Origin of the sequence: Pseudomonas sp. OIL-1 (assembly GCF_010669185.1) — a bacterium.
Lineage (GTDB): Bacteria > Pseudomonadota > Gammaproteobacteria > Pseudomonadales > Pseudomonadaceae > Halopseudomonas > Halopseudomonas profundi.
This window is the reverse complement of sequence record NZ_CP048629.1, coordinates 2,354,560-2,372,384: the sequence shown is the minus strand read 5'-3', so window position 1 is coordinate 2,372,384 and position 17,825 is coordinate 2,354,560. Positions and strand designations below refer to the sequence as shown.

15 protein-coding genes are annotated in these 17,825 nt (G+C 58.5%); 7 read left to right on the top strand and 8 right to left on the bottom strand.

Going from position 1 to position 17,825, the window contains the following annotated elements; translation table 11 throughout:
- Window positions 1-19 precede the first annotated feature (19 nt).
- Entirely contained in the window at window positions 20-670 is a 651-nt protein-coding gene (locus G3M63_RS11075) for an EthD domain-containing protein (protein ID WP_163983081.1), read from the bottom strand.
- 168 nt (window positions 671-838) lie between these two features.
- Between G3M63_RS11075 and G3M63_RS11070 the strand changes: the two genes are divergently transcribed.
- The 3 genes from G3M63_RS11070 to fhuF all read left to right on the top strand — a co-directional run bounded on the left by G3M63_RS11070 (window position 839) and on the right by fhuF (window position 4,266).
- Window positions 839-2,035, top strand: coding sequence for a heparan-alpha-glucosaminide N-acetyltransferase domain-containing protein (locus G3M63_RS11070; protein WP_218573599.1), 1,197 nt, complete (start codon window positions 839-841; stop codon window positions 2,033-2,035).
- Between the two features lie 12 nt (window positions 2,036-2,047).
- The gene (locus G3M63_RS11065) at window positions 2,048-3,382 is read left to right on the top strand and encodes an OprD family porin (protein ID WP_163984245.1); all 1,335 of its coding nucleotides are present in this window, start codon (window positions 2,048-2,050) and stop codon (window positions 3,380-3,382) included.
- A 152-nt stretch (window positions 3,383-3,534) separates the two neighbouring features.
- Window positions 3,535-4,266, top strand: a complete 732-nt coding sequence (gene fhuF / locus G3M63_RS11060; protein ID WP_163983079.1) for a siderophore-iron reductase FhuF — start codon at window positions 3,535-3,537, stop codon at window positions 4,264-4,266.
- Between the two features lie 85 nt (window positions 4,267-4,351).
- Here the strand turns inward: fhuF and G3M63_RS11055 are convergent, their stop codons facing one another.
- Together G3M63_RS11055 and G3M63_RS11050 are read right to left on the bottom strand one after the other, a co-directional pair.
- Window positions 4,352-6,532, bottom strand: a complete 2,181-nt coding sequence (locus tag G3M63_RS11055; protein ID WP_256669787.1) for a TonB-dependent siderophore receptor — start codon at window positions 6,530-6,532, stop codon at window positions 4,352-4,354.
- Window positions 6,533-6,643: 111 nt separating this feature from the next.
- A complete protein-coding gene (locus G3M63_RS11050) occupies window positions 6,644-8,302 on the bottom strand; it encodes a multidrug ABC transporter permease/ATP-binding protein (protein ID WP_163983077.1) in 1,659 nt (552 codons plus the stop codon).
- A 102-nt stretch (window positions 8,303-8,404) separates the two neighbouring features.
- Between G3M63_RS11050 and G3M63_RS11045 the strand changes: the two genes are divergently transcribed.
- The 4 genes from G3M63_RS11045 to G3M63_RS11030 all read left to right on the top strand — a co-directional run bounded on the left by G3M63_RS11045 (window position 8,405) and on the right by G3M63_RS11030 (window position 12,930).
- Window positions 8,405-9,172 carry an ATP-binding cassette domain-containing protein gene (locus tag G3M63_RS11045; protein WP_163983075.1) on the top strand — a complete coding sequence of 256 codons (768 nt, stop codon included), beginning with the start codon at window positions 8,405-8,407 and terminating at the stop codon, window positions 9,170-9,172.
- An 83-nt stretch (window positions 9,173-9,255) separates the two neighbouring features.
- Entirely contained in the window at window positions 9,256-10,149 is an 894-nt protein-coding gene (locus G3M63_RS11040; RefSeq protein WP_218573598.1) for an ABC transporter substrate-binding protein, read from the top strand.
- Window positions 10,139-12,118, top strand: coding sequence for a Fe(3+)-hydroxamate ABC transporter permease FhuB (fhuB, locus tag G3M63_RS11035; protein ID WP_163983073.1), 1,980 nt, complete (start codon window positions 10,139-10,141; stop codon window positions 12,116-12,118). Before G3M63_RS11040 ends, fhuB begins: the two co-directional genes overlap by 11 nt.
- Window positions 12,119-12,198: 80 nt before the next feature.
- A complete protein-coding gene (locus tag G3M63_RS11030) occupies window positions 12,199-12,930 on the top strand; it encodes a cation diffusion facilitator family transporter (protein WP_163984242.1) in 732 nt (243 codons plus the stop codon).
- A gap of 68 nt (window positions 12,931-12,998) precedes the next feature.
- On the opposite strand, the gene G3M63_RS11025 is transcribed toward G3M63_RS11030, so the two are convergent.
- From G3M63_RS11025 to G3M63_RS11005, 5 genes are all read right to left on the bottom strand, one after another.
- Complete coding sequence (locus tag G3M63_RS11025) at window positions 12,999-14,348, bottom strand: phosphatidylserine/phosphatidylglycerophosphate/cardiolipin synthase family protein (protein ID WP_163983071.1); 1,350 nt, start codon at window positions 14,346-14,348, stop codon at window positions 12,999-13,001.
- Between the two features lie 135 nt (window positions 14,349-14,483).
- Window positions 14,484-14,744, bottom strand: a complete 261-nt coding sequence (locus G3M63_RS11020; protein WP_163983069.1) for a PepSY domain-containing protein — start codon at window positions 14,742-14,744, stop codon at window positions 14,484-14,486.
- Between the two features lie 291 nt (window positions 14,745-15,035).
- Window positions 15,036-15,290 carry a hypothetical protein gene (locus G3M63_RS11015; RefSeq protein WP_178100967.1) on the bottom strand — a complete coding sequence of 85 codons (255 nt, stop codon included), beginning with the start codon at window positions 15,288-15,290 and terminating at the stop codon, window positions 15,036-15,038.
- A 157-nt stretch (window positions 15,291-15,447) separates the two neighbouring features.
- Window positions 15,448-16,998: a hypothetical protein gene (locus G3M63_RS11010; protein ID WP_163983067.1), complete on the bottom strand. Its 1,551-nt coding sequence runs from the start codon at window positions 16,996-16,998 to the stop codon at window positions 15,448-15,450.
- Window positions 16,988-17,287 carry a hypothetical protein gene (locus G3M63_RS11005; RefSeq protein WP_163983066.1) on the bottom strand — a complete coding sequence of 100 codons (300 nt, stop codon included), beginning with the start codon at window positions 17,285-17,287 and terminating at the stop codon, window positions 16,988-16,990. Before G3M63_RS11005 ends, G3M63_RS11010 begins: the two co-directional genes overlap by 11 nt.
- Window positions 17,288-17,825: the final 538 nt, after the last annotated feature.

The window sequence follows — 17,825 nt, the reverse complement described above, 5'->3', positions numbered from 1 at the left end:
GTCGTTCCTTTTTTTATAATCAGGGCTGGAATCTTACAAACCGCTCTTTCAATTCGTCCTCAGACGAAGCACATGTCATGACCGCTAACGAGCCAACCAGTCCGGGGATAGTGCCGGGTTTCAGGGGGAATCCGTCAGTTCCTTCGGTCCGGATCCACAACAGCGCATCGAAGGGAAACGGCTGCGCGGGGTCGCTGGTTAACAGGTCCAATTTCATCTCGCTTACGCTGTCCAACTGTCGAAGCAGCTCGGCGCCGAGCGTTTCAATGCCCTGCTTCAACCCTTGCGGACCAGGCCCAGGCCCTTCATCACGAAACAACAGGACCTGCCGCTGCTGGCTCGGGCCGTGACTGTCCGCAGCGAACAGAATATGCTCCTCAGCCGCGGCAACGCGAATCAACTCCGGCTGCATGAACTCGAGCTCATCAGCTTCCATCAATTGCCGTGAGCGCGACCCCATTAACGGAACACGACGGAATTCCTCCGCCAGACCGAATTCGCTGATGCAATCGAAGCCGAAACGGTCGTCATTTTCCAACAAATGGTTGCGGACATAGCGCCGGAAAGGAAAGTGCTGCATCGCCAGCAGGCAGTAGTGGCGCTCGTAATACGCCCGGAACGCAGCACGCGAAATGTCTGGCTTTCGGACAAGCAGAGAAACAGCTTTCATGCGGGCTCCGGATGCGGTTTTTATCGCGTTACGCTAAACAGCGAACCTCCGAAACACATCGTCAGTTCGGACGATAGAGCTTCAACCGAAGTCAGCGAAACGGTCTTCCCAATCCACATTGTTATAATATAACCTTGCCTGCCGTTTAACTCCAAGGACGCTTCCCCCATGGCCATCGCTGCCACGACACCCCTAGCCGGTACGCTGTCTTCCCTTCATGCAAAGACGCAAGTCCGCACGCGAATGCTTGCGATCGATGCCCTGCGCGGACTGGTCATGCTGTTCATGCTCGTTGACCATGTGCGGGAAACCTTCTTCCTGCATGTTCAGGTAGGCGATCCCATGGACCCGCTCAACACACCACCGGAGCTCTTCTTCACGCGTATCAGCAGCATGGTCTGCGCACCGGTCTTCGTGTTCCTCACCGGGCTTTCGGCATGGCTGTACGGGCAATCGCACAGCCGTAGCGAGGTATCGACCTTCCTTCTCAAGCGTGGCCTGTTCCTCGTATTCCTCGAGCTGACCCTGGTCAACTTCGCCTGGAATGCGACCTTCGTGCCCCCAACCCTGTGGCTGCAAGTCATCTGGGCCATTGGCCTGAGCATGATCATCCTCGCCGCGCTTATTCATATGCCGCGTGCAGCCCTGGCGGTGCTGGGTTTCGCTATCGTTGTCGGGCACAACCTGCTTGACGGAATCGTGCTGACGGCGGAATCACCGTTTTTCGAGATCTGGTCCATCCTGCACCAGCGCTCGTTCCTGGAGATCACCGAGCACACCCGCGCGCGTACCACCTACCCTATCCTGCCCTGGATTGGTGTTATCGCCCTTGGCTACTGCGCCGGTCCATGGTTCGCGCGTAATGCCGATCCGGCGCGACGTATCCGCCGCCTTGTTACCTGGGGCGTCGGCTTGCTCGTGGGTTTCGTCCTCATTCGTTATCTCAACGTCTATGGCGACAAGCCGTGGAGCACCATGGAAGAAGGTCTGCGCACATTCATGAGCTTCATGTCGCTGACCAAATACCCGCCCTCACTCATGTTTCTGATGCCCACCCTCGGCGTTGGTTTGCTGCTTCTCGCCTGGTTCCAGCAACTGGCAGGACGGGCTTCGCTGAAGGTGCTTGCGCTGTATGGCGGCGCCCCGATGTTCTTCTATGTGCTGCACTTGCTCGTGCTCAAGGCGCTGTACTTGATCGCCGTGCAGATCTGGGGACTGAACCAGGGCGACTATTACGGCTTCGACAATCTCGCCGGCATCTGGCTGTGGGCAGTACTGCTGGCTGCGACGCTTTATTTCCCGACGCGCTGGTTTGCCCAGCTCAAACAGCGACGCCGTGATATCACTTGGCTGAAGTATTTCTGAGGTCAGATGATGATGAACAGACGATTTGCTCGCTGGGTTCAGGGCCTATCGCTCAGCTGCCTGCCATCGGTGGCCTGCGCTGCCGCACCGGACGGCGCTCGGGGCTTCGTTGAAGACAGCAGCTGGAATTTGCTGAACCGTAGCGTCTACGACCGCCGTGATTACCGCCACGGCGGACTCAACGGCGCGGCGCGCAACGCCTTCAAGCCCCGTAGCGAGCGCAATGACCTGGCTGAAGAATGGGGCTACGGGCTCATGGGCTCGTTCAGCTCCGGCTTTACGCAGGGTACGGTCGGCTTGGGTCTCGACGCCCATGCTTACCTTGGCGTGAAACTCGACAGCGGCGGCGGTCGTGCGGGCAAAGCGCGCCTGCTTTCCGTGGACAACCAGGGTCATCCCGAGGATAACTATGGTCGCGCGGGCGCAGCAGTGAAGCTGCGCCTCTCCTCCACCGTTCTGACCTATGGCGAGCAACGGGTTAAAACGCCGGTATTCGGTTCGTCCGATAGCCGATTGTTGCCGGAGACCGCCACGGGCTGGTTAGTCAGCGGCCATGAATGGGACGATCTGACCCTGCATGGCGGACATTTCAGTGAAAGTACCGACCGCAACGCCAGCAGCCATAACCATGGGTTCGTCGTGAACTATTCCAATGGACGCCAGGGCAATTCGTTCGACTTCGTGGGTGGCAGCTACGACGGTTTAGAGGGGACTAAACTCACCCTGTACAGCGCGCTGTACGACGAAACCTGGCGCCAGCATTACCTGGGCGCGGTGTATGCGCGGCCTATCGACGACAAGCAGGCGCTGTCCTTTAACCTGAATTTCTACCACACGCAGGATACCGGCGAGGCGCGTTCGGGACGGATAGATAACACCACCTGGAGCCTGACGAGCACCTACTCATACTCTGCCCACAGCTTCTCGCTGGGCTACCAAAGGGTGCACGGCGATACGCCGTTTGATTACGTCACCCGCGGCGCCATCTATCTCACCAACGCCGTAGCCCTGTCTGACTTCAACGCGCCCAACGAAGCCTCATGGCAGGTGCGATATGACCTGGCGATGGCCGGATACGGCTTCCCGGGCCTGAGTTTCAGCGCAGCGTACATCCGCGGCAGTGGCATTGATGGCAGCAAGATGGACCCCAGCGGCGGTTATGCCTATCTGGGCTATGGGCGTAACGGCCAGCACTGGGAGCGCGACCTCGAAGCCCGTTACAAGGTGCAGGCCGGCGTCGCCAGGGGCTTGTCCCTCAGCGCGCGTTACGCGGTGCATCGCGGCAATACTGATCAGGCCGAATTGGACGCCGATCAGCTTCGCTTCGCGGTCGAGTATCCAATCTAGGGAGGGTCCACAGCAGATCTGACAGTCAAACGGCAAGAAAAAAGCATGCGGGCACGGACCGAATAGAGAGTTAAAAGCTACTACTCGCAATTGCTAATGATTCTTGATTGTAATAGATTGACTCCTCGTTCGTGGTCCAGGAGCCCGCAGCAATGTTGAGCCGTGTTTATACCGGGCCACTGGAGGGCATCGCACCTGTCAGGGTACCGGTTCCGACCGACTGCGAGACTCTGTGTGCAAGCGATCTGCTGGATCCGCAAACGCTGACCTCGTTGCTGAACCGGTTTGGCGGCAGCTATCCAGGCGGGGATCGTCGCGCGGTCGCCTCCCTGTGGTCCAAATGGCATTTAAGCAATGTTCTTGCGCATGGGCTGGCGGCGAATCTGTTGCTGGAACGGGAGCTGCCTCTGGCGCTTGAGGAAACGCGCATTGAGCTTTCCCCGGAGGGCTACACCGTCGGTTTATGCCTGCAGAATGAAGGTATTTTACTGACTTCAGGTAATGCCCAGCAGCGCTTCGAACGGATCATTGATCGACACCTCGAACCGCTTATCCGGGCGTTGAGCGACTGGTCAGGCGCCGCTCCCCGGGTGTTCTGGAGCAATGCGGGCAATTATTTCGAGTATTTCGCGCAGGCATTGCAGACTCATCCGCTGGCATTGGCGCACACCAACGCACCGGCGCTGGAAATACTGGAAACGCGCGTGCTTGCCAATGGCAAGCGCAACCCTCTGTATAAACCGGTCCGCTACCAACCGATGGCCAATGGCGCGCAACGGGTGCGCCAGTTGTGCTGTCTGCGCTACCTGTTACCGACTGTCCAGTACTGTGAAAACTGCCCTCTGACCTGTCTGAAGAGCAACAAGAAACCCGCGTCGCATTAAGCCGCACTAACTGATCCGCAAAAGTAAAAGAGGCCATACGCACTGCGCATGGCCCCTTTTATGGTCCGCCTTTAGCTATCCCGAATCAGTAATTCCAACCCAGGGTAAGCATCGCGTGACGGGGCGCACCGTAGTAGACCTGGTCCCAATAGAGGCTGTTCAGATACTTCTCGTCGGTGATGTTGTTGACGTTGAGCGAGGCGCTCAGATTTTCACTGATGTCATAACTGGCCATCAGATCGACCAGCGCATACTCATCCTGGCGAGTCGTAACGCCCGCGCCCTGATCGCGGTAGATTGCCTCCTGCCAGCTGACCCGTGCACCCACTTTCATGGCGTCGTGGAATGGCAAGCGATAGGTGCTCATCGCCCGAACCATATGGCGCGGGATAAAGGTACGAGCCCGCTCCCCCTCGGGGTCTTCGATATCGACATAGGTGTAACCCAGGCTGGCCTGCAGGTTTGGCAGTAATTCGCCGGCCAGCGTCGCCTCGATGCCTTCGCTGGTAAGCCCCTTGGCGCTCAGATACGCGATATCCACGCTACCGGGAATGGTGCCACTTGCCTCGGCGACGTTGTCCTGTTCGATGCGGAACACGGCGAGGCTTGCGTCAGCGCGCCCAGCGAACAGCTCCGCCTTGATACCCAGCTCATACTGCACCCCATCAATGGGCTCCAGTCGGTCGCGGTTGATGTCCACTTCGGTTTGCGGCTGAAAGATTTCGGCGTAGCTGGCGTACAGCGACATCTGATCGTTCAGATCGAAAACGAGGCCGGCGTAAGGCGTGAAAACATCGGTGTAGGACGTGTCCTTCGAGGTGCCATAGGTAACGCCATCGCCTTCAAAACGGCTCAGACGCCCGCCAACAATGCCCGTGAGCCGATCGGTCAGGGACAGCCGGGCCGCGCTGTAAATGCCAGTCTGTCTGTCAGTCCAGTCGCTGCCATCCCGTCCAGCGGTAAAGGCAGGCAGCGGATATTCTCGGTTCCAGTTTTCCAGCGGGGGCAGCGGCGTCCCGATGCCCTGACCGTAATCCGAGCTGTCTTCCAGGGTGGAACGAGACCATTGCAGGCCAGCCACCAGTTCATGCTCGCGGCCGGCGAAGGCGAACGGCCCCTTGACGTGCAGGTCGGCGATCAACTGTTCGACGTCAGTTTCATAGAGGCTCGGGTAGGCCATCAACCCCAGCCCTGTCTCGCGATCAGGCGTGCCATATTGATAGAACAGCGCCGAATCGGAGGTAACATCGACATAATTCAGTGCTGCCTTGCCTTCCCAGCCGTTGGCGAACAGATGAGACAGCTCGGCGAAGGTGCGACTCTCGGTGTTATCCCAGTACGCCCAGTCGGCGGAGGTGCTGGTCGAAACGTCGTAATCCGTTGCGCTACCGTCTGTGTAATACATCGGCAAGGCCCCCCAGAGCGGGCTATCGGTGTTGACCTGTTGCCAGCTGTGGCCCGCGGTGAGCATGGTTCGATCCGTCATGTCGAGCTCAACCACACCGTAGACCGTGTGGCTCTCGCGCTGTAGACCATCCAGGTAGGAGTCGGCATTTTTCGCCGCGGCAACCAGCCGGCCGCGAACCCTGTCCGTGGAGCCGATCGGGCCCGACACGTCAGCCTCCAGACGGCGCTGGTCCCAGGAGCCCAGCGTGCCCGAGAGCGACGCCTGGAATTCACGGGTGGGCCGCTTGCGGATGAAATTCACGGTGGCCGAAGGGTTGCCCGTCCCTGAAAGCAGACCGTTGGCACCGCGCAATACTTCGATGCGATCGTAAATGACAGTGTCGATGTCACCCTGCAGATTCTTGTACATCATCGGTGCGCCCAGTCCATCGAACTGGAAATTGGTGATATCGAAACCGCGCGCAGTGAAATAGGTACGTTCGGTCTCGACCCGCTCCACGCTGATACCCGGCGTGCTTTCCAGCGCATCGAGTGCGCTGTTGAGATTAAAATCTTCCAGCTGGGCGCGCGTAACCACTGATGTCGACTGTGGCGTTTCCCGAGGCGTGAGATTGAAGCGCATCGCCGTGCTGGCGCGCTCTGCTTGGTAAGCGTCGGAAGACTCCGTATCACTCGCCGAGGCGTCGCCCTGCACAACGATATCGCCCAGGTTGATTGCACCCGTTTCAGTAGATACTGCTTGTGCGAATGCAGGCGGTGCCAGTACAAACAGGCTGCCGAATGCCGCACAGCGGCAAGCGGAACGGATAGCGGACGTTAACAGGTTTAAATCCGGAACGTGGCGGGGCTGGGATTTCACAGTGACTCCAGAATACCAAAGCGAAGGATGTCCGGAGCATCCGCACCCGAACGACGGATACAAATGGTATTACTTCTCGTTTAGATTATCAATTATAACGAGTGGCTGTGTTCAGCTAACCTGCGCTTTGGCTACCGCATCCTTACTCGCCAGTGTGCGCTGCTCCCCCGTCAGCTCGGTCAGCTGGCCCTGGCGCATTTCCAGTAAACGATCAGCGTGGGGGAAATAGGAATCGTCATGACTGATTGCGAAAACGGTCTTACCCATTTCCCTGAGGTGCGGCAGCAATACGCGGTAGAACTCCCTTCGAAATTGCGGATCCTGATCAGCGGCCCACTCGTCCAGCAGCAGGATGTCGCGCTCCTCAACCAGCGCGACCAGTAGCGCAAGACGTTTGCGCTGGCCTTGAGACAGACGGGTGTCACTGATGCGGCCGTTTGCGATCTGCAGCTTGCCATCCAGCCCAAGGCGTGACGTCCAGGCCGCCAGCAATACTGGGTCTGCTTCGCTACCGCCTGGCCCCATCAACAGATCGAACAAGTGGAAGTCGGTAAAAACGCTGGCGAAACGCGCCTGCAGATCAGGCACGTCTCGCTCATCAAGAACCTGGCCATCGACCAGAACCTGCCCCCCCATTGGACGGTAGAGTCCGGAAATCAGCCGAGCCAAGGTGGATTTGCCGCTACCGTTGGCACCTATCAGAAACACCTGCTCTCCGCGCTGAAGCCTAAGGTCAAATGGCCCTATGGCAAAGCCCGGTGAGTCGCCCTGCGCGGTGTGCTGGTAGCTGACGCCTCGCCATTCAATGCACTGCCAGTCGATCAACCTGTCTGTGATCTCGAAACCCTCCCGGTGCGGAGCTAGCGCGAGCTTGTCCAGCTTGTCAAAAGCAACCTGCGCGCTGATCAATGTCGGCCAGGCACCGACCGCCTGGATCAGCGGCGTGCGCAAAAATAGCAGCGTGAGCGAGAAGGTCGTAGCTACTGCGGCCGAGGCCCAGCCCATGACATTCGACAGGAAGAAGGTCACACCAATGGCCCCGAGCATCATGATGTTGGCCCAGTTGTTGGCGCTCAGATGGTAAGTGTCTGCCCGGACGATGTGGTGTCGATACGCCTCGGCGTCCGCCGAATAGGTTTCTTCGAATAGCCGTCTCGCACGGTCGCGGTTCAGCTTGAGTTCCTTGCGCCCTTCGAGTATCGATTCGAAATCGCGCTGGAGGCGATCCTCGGCTTCCCGTAGCTGGTTGAAGTGCGAATACACCCGGGAGACCAGCAACCAGCCTACCCCCATCACCCCGGCCAACCAGATCAGGATTACACCCAGAAGCGGCAAAGACAGCCACGCAAGATACGCCAGGGCGGCAAATGACAACACCACGCCCTGAACCAGTTCAGGCAGGCGCACGAAAGCGATGGTGATGTTGCGCACATCACTGGAAAGACTGGCTAGTAGGTCCGCACTACCGACCTCTTCGATCCGCTCCAGATCAGTATCCAGGATCCGCTTGATCAACTGCCCGCGCAGCGTAAAGACAAAGTAATGACCCAGCCGGGTCAGACACAACTGAGCCGCAAGCGTCAGCGCCAGCAATGCGGTCAACCACCCCAGGAATGCCGGCAGCGCAGACAGCGAAGCGCCTGGCGTCATCAACCTGGCGTTTATGAACGCGATCACGCCGACGCCCAGCAAGGCGCTGGCGATACTCAGAAGAAGCACGCCGATGAAAGGCAGCCGATAGTAGCGAAACACCAGACGAAGCAGATCCATTCATATCCCGGAAATTGGCAGACCCGTTAAAGTTATTGATAAAGCTTATCATTACGTTTACCTTTATGCACCTTAACGGCTCGCGAGAAAGAGGGCGTTTTCATGTTTGAGCTCAAAGGCGCGACCTTCGCGGTCAACGGCAAGACGCTGCTTCAACCAACGTACCTGAATTTTGTAGAAGGCAAGGTTCACGGACTCATTGGCCACAATGGTTCCGGCAAGTCGACCTTGCTCAAGCTGCTCGCAAGGCAGCAGCACCCCAGCGCCGGCGACGTATTATTCGATGGCAGGCCCGTGGCTCGCTGGGGCGACCGTGAATACGCTCGCCAGGTGGCCTATCTGCCCCAGCATCTGCCGATCACCGACAACCTCACCGGCAGCGAACTCGTGGGTTTCGGCCGCTACCCCTGGCATGGCCTGCTCGGTCGGCAAACCGCCGAGGACCGTGCCGAGATCGATAAAGCCATAGCCCTCACCGACACGCAGGCATTGGCCGACAGGCCGGTGGATTCGCTGTCCGGCGGTGAGCGACAGCGCGTGTGGCTGGCCATGCTGCTGGCACAAAAAAGCCGCTTCCTATTGCTCGACGAGCCCCTGGCGGCGCTGGATATCGCTCATCAGGTCGAGGTGCTGAAGCTGGTTCGCCGCCTGTCACATGACCTTGGCCTCGGCGTGATCATCGTATTGCACGACATCAATATGGCGGCGCGTTATTGCGATCGCCTGATCGCCCTGCATGGCGGACGCGTACTGGAACAGGGATCACCCATCGAAATGATGGACAGCGACACCCTTGAAGCAATTTACGGTATTCCCATGCAGATCATGAGACCCAACGGCAGTCCTCACCCTGTCGCCATTGTCCAGTGAAACAGTTCAGTGACACAGTTCAGTGAAACGGCTGCGGTCAACGCCTGATCCATCCAATCGACTTGCAGTTACGGAGCGCTTCCTTGTTCTTCAAGCATCTGTCCGTGCCGCTGATGGCCGCTGTTCTCGGTCTGTCATTTGCTTTTCTGGCAACTGAGCTCCGAGCAGAGCCGGACGCAGAGCCCACACCGCGTATAGCGACCCTGGACTGGACCATAGCCGAAACGCTAATGGGCCTCGGCATTGCGCCGCAGGCGGTAGCCCAGATCGCTGCGTATCATGAGTGGGTAGGCAAGCCCGGCCTGCCGGACGATGTCATCGATCTGGGGCTGCGCAGCCAACCCAATCTGGAACTGCTGGCCAGTCTGCAGCCAGACCTCATTCTGATTTCGCCCATGTTCAGCAACATCGCACCGCGGCTTTCCCGGATCGCTGCGGTAGAAACGCTGGCGCTATATACCCCGGGCAGCGACACCTGGGAACAAATGCTCCAGCTCACCCGGGATACTGCAGTGCTGGCAGGCAACCCGCAGGCGGGGCAGAACCTGGTCGAAAGGACTGAAGCGGCCATGGTTGGCTTTCGCGAGCAATTACCGTCAGAAACAGAGCCACTGCTGATCGTCCAGTTCATGGATGCCCGGCATGTGCGTGTGTTCGGCGAGAACGGTCTTTATCAGGCGGTGCTCGACCGACTTGGGCTGGATAATGCCTGGACTGGCGAGACCAATAGCTGGGGGTTTTCGCTCGTCGGCCTGGAAGACTTATTGGGCATCGAAGGTCAGCTGGTGGTGGTTGAGCCCTCGCCGCTTGGCGTAAACGAGGGTCTTGCCGATAACGGTTTATGGCAGGCGCTGCCTGACGTGCACGATGACAGTGTCCTCAGTCTGCCGCCGGTCTGGAGCTTTGGCGCCCTCCCCTCGGCCCTCCGTTTCGCTGACGCGCTGACATCCGCCCTGGTTACCAAGCATGACCACTAAGGCTCTGCCTTCTCCATTCCCCCTGGCTTTGAGTCTTCTATTGGGCGCCGTGGCTGTCAGTCTGGCCTGGACCGCGCTACCAATGGAGCGCGGCCTGCTCTTCACCCTGCAAACGCTTTTCCAGCCCACCATCTCCAGCCCGCAGGAAGCAGTTCTGTATTACAGCTGGTGGCCACGCCTGAGCATTTCCCTGCTCGCTGGCGCCGGTCTTGGGCTGGCTGGCGTGTTGATGCAACAGGTACTACGTAATCCGCTGGCCGCCCCCACTACGCTGGGCGTTGCCAGCGGAGCCAATTTGGCGCTCATTGCCGCGACCCTTTTCGCGCCTGCGCTGCTGGTGTCCGGCCGCGAATGGGTAGCGCTTGCTGGCGGCGCATTAACGATGGGCCTGGTGTTCATGCTGGCCTGGAGCCGGGGGCTGGCGCCCATGGTGGTCGTGCTCGCGGGTCTGGTAGTCAACCTGTTCGCTGGTGCACTGGCGATGACGCTGCTGCTGTTTAATCAGGAAACCCTCAAAGGGGTACTGATCTGGGGAGCAGGTTCGCTGACCCAGAGCGGCTGGAGCGATGTTGCCTATCTCTGGCCCCGGCTGGCCATCAGTGCGGTACTGGCTTGTTTGCTGCTACGGCCGCTGGCGGTGATGGATCTGGACGAGAGCAACGCGCGCAGCCTCGGCGTATCGATCAGACAGCTGCGCTTGGCGGGCCTGGGCCTCGCCGTGTTTCTCACCGGATGCGTGGTCAGTGTGGTGGGCATCATTGGCTTTATCGGTCTGGCCGCGCCCAATATCGCGCGCATGGCTGGAGCCCGACGACTCGGACCGCGCATGTTCTGGTCCGTAATACTGGGTGCGCTATTACTGACCACCACAGATCTGATGCTCCAGCAATTTGCCAGCAGCCCCTCCACCCTGCTGCCAACTGGGGCCATGACGGCGGCATTGGGCGCACCGCTGCTGCTCTGGCTGATTCCACGGCTCAAGCTGGGCGGCAATACACCTGGCGTACCGACACAGGGACTGGTGCATCGACATGCCAGGCCCGATCGGCTGGCGATAACGCTTTTTGTAATCTTGCTTGCGGCGGCAGTGCTCGCCATCTTCATTGGTCAGACTGCGCAGGGTTGGCATTGGACGGGGCAATGGAGCGTTCTGGAGTGGCGCATGCCTCGGCTTCTGGCCGCAGCGGGAAGCGGAATCCTGCTCGCTATAGCAGGCACCATCATCCAGCGGGTTTCGGGCAACCCCATGGCCAGCCCCGAGCTGCTGGGCATCAGCGGCGGCAGTGCGATCGCGCTAATGGCAGTGATCTTCCTCGTACCCTCCCCCGGCAACCTGACACTGGTGTCTGCCGGTACATTAGGCGCACTTGGAGCGCTGGGTGTGTTGGTTCTGCTCAACCGACGCAGCGGATACCTGCCCGAACGTTTGTTGCTGACTGGCGTGGCAATCACCGCACTGTTCGATGCCGTCCGCAGCATTGTGCTCAGCGGCGGCGACCCCAGGGGGCAGCAGGTGGTCGCCTGGCTTTCCGGCTCGACCTATTACGTCGACCTGCAAGGCGGCGTGCTGATCGCGGTCCTGGCAGTAGTCGTGGCGGCAGCTACCCGTCCCTTGGCCCGCTGGCTGGACATTCTTCCATTGGGTCCGGCGACAGCGAGTTCGCTGGGCATCGGGCTCAACCGGTCCCGCCTGTCTCTACTCGTGCTGATCGCGCTACTGACCGCGTGTGCGACACTGGTGATAGGGCCGCTCTCCTTCGTCGGCCTGCTGGCGCCGCATCTGGCTCGCCTTCTTGGATTCGGCAGAGCACGTGAGCACCTGTTGGGCGCTGCACTGATTGGTGCGCTATTGATGATTCTCGCCGACTGGGTAGGACGCCAGGCACTCTTTCCCCAGGAAATTCCAGCAGGACTGGTCGCTTCGCTGATCGGCGGAAGCTATTTCATGTGGAGCATGAGGAAGCGCTAGGCGGGTCTCAAAAAAAAATGGCGACCGGCGTTCTGATGGCTATAGCCTTAGGGTATTGCCATGTTTTCGGAGGATCGACCATGGACAGCTGCTGTGAAAACAAGTCCGGTGAACTGGCACAGCTAAGGGCCAGCCAGAGCCGGGTGCTTTATATCGTACTTGCCATTAATGCGGTGATGTTTTGCGTTGAATTCACCGCAGGCTGGATCGCAAGCTCAACCGCGTTGTTGGGTGATTCACTTGATATGTTTGGCGATGCGTCCGTGTATGCCCTGACACTCTTTGTTCTGGACAGAAGCCGCCGCGCCCGTGCCGGCGCTGCATTATTCAAGGGCGGATTCATGCTGTTGTTCGGCGTTGTCGTCGTTGCCGACGCGATTCGCAAGCTAGTGATTCAGGAAGTGCCAGCAGCGGATTGGATGGGCATTGTCGGCAGCATCGCCCTGCTGGCAAACGGGATCTGTTTCGCCATGCTCTATCGCCACCGCGCCGACGATCTCAACATGCGTTCGACTTGGCTGTGTTCCAGAAACGATCTCGTCGCCAACAGCAGTGTCATCATTGCCGCCGGGCTGGTTGCCGTCACCGGTACCCTGTGGCCCGATATTATCGTGGGCCTCGCCATTGCCGCCCTTTTCCTGCACTCCGCCTGGCAGGTCATCCGTGAGGGCATAGTTGAATGGCGCGCCGGTGATTCCGAACTAGCCAAGGCCTCGGCGAGCGATGATGTCGCCAGCGGCGCAGATAGTTGCTCCTCATCATCTCAGAGCAGCTGTGCCAGTGAACAGGGAGCCCATACCCGTGGTGACTAACAACGTTGATGTGTGGCGCTGTGCGGTTGGTTTTGCCCACGATGCCGTACGCTGGTCAAGACACGTGCCTAATGCGTGAGTAAAGCCCTGACCGCCCGGCCGGCATAGTTCAGCGAAGCCTGACTCACGCGTTCCGATGCGGGCCTGGACGCCCATTCTTCACGGCTCACCCGTCGGCAAGTATTCCGATATCGGTCGAAAAGAGCCAGGCATTGCTCCAGGCAGTCAGCGTCACAGGCCTCGATGTTTGCTTCAAGGTTCCGGTTAGCGCCCCACACGTCAAAGTTGCACGAGCCGACACTCAGCCATTCATCCACAATGGTGGCTTTGGCATGTAGCGTCTGCACGTCCAGCTCGTAGATGCTGACACCCTGTTCAAAAAGCTCGCGGTAGAAACCCCGCCCGGCCTCACGAATCGAAGGATGGTCCGTTTTGCATCCAGGCAAAAACAATTGAACATCTACGCCTCGCTCCGCAGCTTCCAGCATCGCGTCAAATACAGCTTTGACCGGGAAAAAATACGGGGTTACCAGCCATACGCGCGTCCGGGCGAACCGGATGCGCTGCACGAGGTCGATGACTAACCCTCTATGTGGTACGCCCGATGTATAGCCGAGCCGCCCCCAACCAGCCTGCGAATCGGGTTCGGTCTGGGATTCGCTGCTTGGCTCAGGGTGACGCCCGGCGTTTTCCATCCGACGCCAGCGGAAGTCAAACAGCGCCACGACATCCGCAACCAATGGACCTTCGACGCGGAGCATCAGGTCGTGCCAGTCCGAAACGTTATTTACCGGATCCCAAAAGCCATCAGTAACGCATGCCCCACCGAGATAGACAGTCTGCTCGTCAATGGCAATTATCTTCCGGTGATCTCTTTTGAAATCGTCCAGACCGGGCTTGGGAAGAAGCTTGTTGAAAACCCGCAGGGCTACTCCTGACCGGGTAAGGCGGTCGCGGTCCGCATCGACCAACCCCTTGCTGCCTACAGAGTCCAGCAACACCTCGACATTGACTGATCGTGCCGCCGCGGCGCACAGGGTGTCGATTACTTTCGCCGCATTGCGCCCGGATTCGACAAGATAGAGTTCGATGCGCACCGAATGCTTAGCTGCATCGATTCGCTGTAAAACGTCCGGAAAAAATTCGGTTCCCTGGGTCAGCAGCTGGAAGCTATTTGCGCTGCGCCAGGGAAACCGCTGTGCGGGACGGGTCTCAGGAACGAAGCGATTGGAAAGGCCCATCAGAAGATGAGCATGAGCAGCCCTATGATCACAATCAGGCCAATCAGAAAAATAATGCCAACCGTGCTCGCGAGGAACTTCAACATACGTAACTCCTAAGGTGCCGTGCTTATCTCGAGGAAAAACGGACCCACCAACGACAGGTGATGTCGGTGAGCCCAGTCCAGCTGATACCAATCGAGGTAGCGCCGGTTTTCTCGCCCCTCCAAGAGGTGTGAACGATGCAAAGGGCGGGAGTTCAACATCGTCGCAACGGTGTTAAAGGGTGCGACGCGTGTCGGCTCAGCCAGACAAACCGAAAAGTGCGCCGGGTCAGTCTTCTTCGTCCTTCAGCACTTCGCCGGTTTTTTTATCCAGCCGCAACTCATAGTCTTTCCCATCGTTCTTCTCGCCCTGGATTTCCCAGTGATCGTCATCCGCCTCGACCTCACGAATCTCGGTGTAGCCCAGGCTTCGGGCTTGCTTGATCGCGTTTTCGATCGAGCCCTCGCCTTTATCCGCTGCCGCGATTGCCTGCGGACCGGCTAAGACTGCGGCTGAACCAAGCAACGCTACGACTAGTCTTTTTTTCATGATTCTCTCCTCTGATGGATACGATCAGTAGAGACCCTTGGCGGCCATGGGTTCATTTTTTTGCGACATTACGTCCAGTCCATGGTGACTGTAGACGCATCCAAGAGGGTATGACCAAGCGTGGAAGAGGACACCGTTAAGCTTCGGCAGGTACTTGACAGGATTGGCCGTGCGCCAGGGCTACCAGGAAACTGTCAGGGGAGAGGCCGTAAAGCTGTACCAGGTAAGCATGCAAGGACCAATGCGACGATTGCCCCCCAGACGAGTGAACTTCCGGGGGACTCGCCAAGATTATTGCTGTTGTGGACGTTCTTCTTGTTCGTCCGGCATGGTTACGTCAACGTCAGGAACCGTGACTGTCTTTTCTTCAGTGCCCACATCAACGTCGGCCGTATCCACATCGTATTCAGGCATGTCACCAGCCTCTGCCTCGACATCTACATCGGGGAGACTGCCTTCTTCAGTCTGCTCCACATCACACGCGGCGAGCCCCAGTGCAGCAATCATCAGCGCGGCAGGCGCCATCCACTTTCGGTAGAAAGTCATGCTGTTCTCCTTATCATCCGTTCTTCATGTAGCGAGACCCAAGCAGGCCTCAACTCTGCCCAAGTTCGTCTGGGCATACCAAACGGACCGCTGCATAGACAGAGAGTTCTCAACCGACCCTCTTCGCATGGTGAAAGCGGTTCTGTTCGTTTCCCGACTAGGCCGTTTGGCACCAATCTGTGGCAGCAGTGATTTCCATCAACGGGTTGTGGGATTGCGCCTTCAATACGGATATATACATGCCCATCAATTCAAATGCTGTTGTGCAGCTATATGTCTTCAGCATCTTTGGCAGTTCCGCCAGTAGCGCGCATCGCTGGATCTTCATCCGCGCATGTTCGGCCAGGTAATCCATGCGCAGAAACGGCGCTTCAGCGTCATCCGCGTTGGCAGCGAGGGAAAAGAGCGAAACCATATGACTCAGCGCCTTGGTGTCCATGCAAGACAGCACCGCCTTGGCCTGGATCTCACCGAGCTCTGCTGTCGCCGCCAGAGTTATCCCTGCTGCAGCCAGTGCGTCGAGAAAGGCTCGGTAGACACGTACATTCTTGTGCGTCTCGCCCGGCACCTCGATGCGGACCGCGCTTGCGGTGATGCATAAGTGGTAGAGGATGGCCGCCGCCAGTGCCAGATAGTGCGGCTGCTTCAGCTGTCGAAAATAGGTCTGTCTGTGCGATGAGGTATCACCGGACCCGAACGGGTCATGCTTGACCCCATACAGCCATACCAGGCATTCGGCCTGTTCGACCAGAAAATCCGGAAGGCTCGACGCGTCAACGCCGAACGCCTGCGCCACGGCGTCCGTTATCTCGTGGCGCTTCACTTGCAGATCCAACCGCCCGAGGGCATCCGGCAGATCCTGCTGCGAAGCGGTGTAAAGCGCATGCATCTCGGCCCAGTAACACGCTTCGGAATCCAGAAAGAAGTTCTTCAACAGGCGAATCCGAGCCATATCGTTGTGCGCGTTCGCCGGTAGCGTTTCCGTCAGTGTGACGAACTCTGCTCTCGCTGTTTTGATCGCTTCCTCTGCGCCGTAAGCCGGCGACACGTGAGCAGGCCAAAAGGCAAAACCGTCACGCGGATGACGCCACCCCCGCTGCCGATTCTGCCTGACCAGCAACTGGCGCTGGCGCGCCGTTATGAAATCAGCAACGTGCCGGGTCACCCCCGCGATCCGTCCTTCAAAATGCCCTCCTTCCAACCGTCCCGGACTGGCGTCTTCAAGCAAAGGCCGGGCGCACGCCAGCCTGGACGAAGGGATGCCGCTCTTCAGCTCGCTCAAGTAATATCTGAGCATCTCATCGTTGTCGTTCTTGCAGGTCGAGCCAGGCGCGTACGAGCCCAGGACAGCGCTCATTGAGGGCTTGGCAAGCAGCACCTGGGAGCGCCATTTCCTGTTCAGTGTGGACATCTGCCTGACCAGGACGGCGAGCTTTGCACGCTCATACTGCATGATGTCTTTCCGGTTCTTTTCTCCAGGAAAATCCTTGCCCAGCAGCTCACTGGCGGAAATACCGGAAACGCTCAACAGAACCTTCAGCGGCTCGTATACCTTTTCGGAGACGCCAAACCGGACAGAGAGATAGTCGAGAAACTGGCCGTGGTCGAACGGCGCCGGGCATTTTTCGTCATCTACCGGGATGCCTGGCGCGTAGCGAGCGTCAGCCTCGCGTTCACTCTGCCGCTCGGTCCTATCGTCAACGCGCATCAGAACTGACCTTTGCGCGCTCGATGCTAACCACGTTTGGCCCTGCCTTCATGCGTCCAAGTCCTTTCGCTGATCGCATTTCGGAAAACACAGCGTCACCTGACTGCAACTGATCAAGCAGTTCGAACTGATCGGCCGCAGCTCGCACAGCCATGGGTGCAGAAAGGTGATTGGCCGATATCAACCGCTCAGCCAGCATACCAATGAGCGGTAGGTCTCCGACCTCTTCTCTAAGCTGCGCAAAGTGGTACATCTCCTTTCCGGTTACGAATACGACGTTGTCGCTCATGCCATGCTCCTGGTTGCCGTTATGGATGCGCAACAATAACCGGCAGCTTGCCAAACGCAGAGGATGGAATCTTACACGGCCGTGCGAAGCGGTGGGTTTGACCGGACACAGCAGTTCCGTGGCGGATCGGTACGCCTGAAACAGAGCGGCTTTTTCCACATGGAGGGAAACGGATGGTGCGGACACAAAACTGCTCAAGATCACCCATTTTCAGGATGTGGGGCAGGATGTTGGAGAGAAACCAAAACGACACGTAAGCCATCGATTTCTTTGATATATGGCGGAGAGTCAGTCCGCCGCTAACCGAGCAGCTTGACGCACTTACGCGCACTTACAGTCTTCATCCTGCTGTTTCTAATGGCTTTTTCCGATAATCGACCTTGCATAGTGTCTCATACCGTGTTGCCAAATAGCAGCGCTTATGTGGGGTAGGATGTTGGGTAGGATTATCCAGCGGCACTGGGAGGGTGCCTAAAGACGAAGACGGTGAACGGCTCGGCACCCGCCTCCGTCCTCAGATCGGCGAAATCAACAAGAG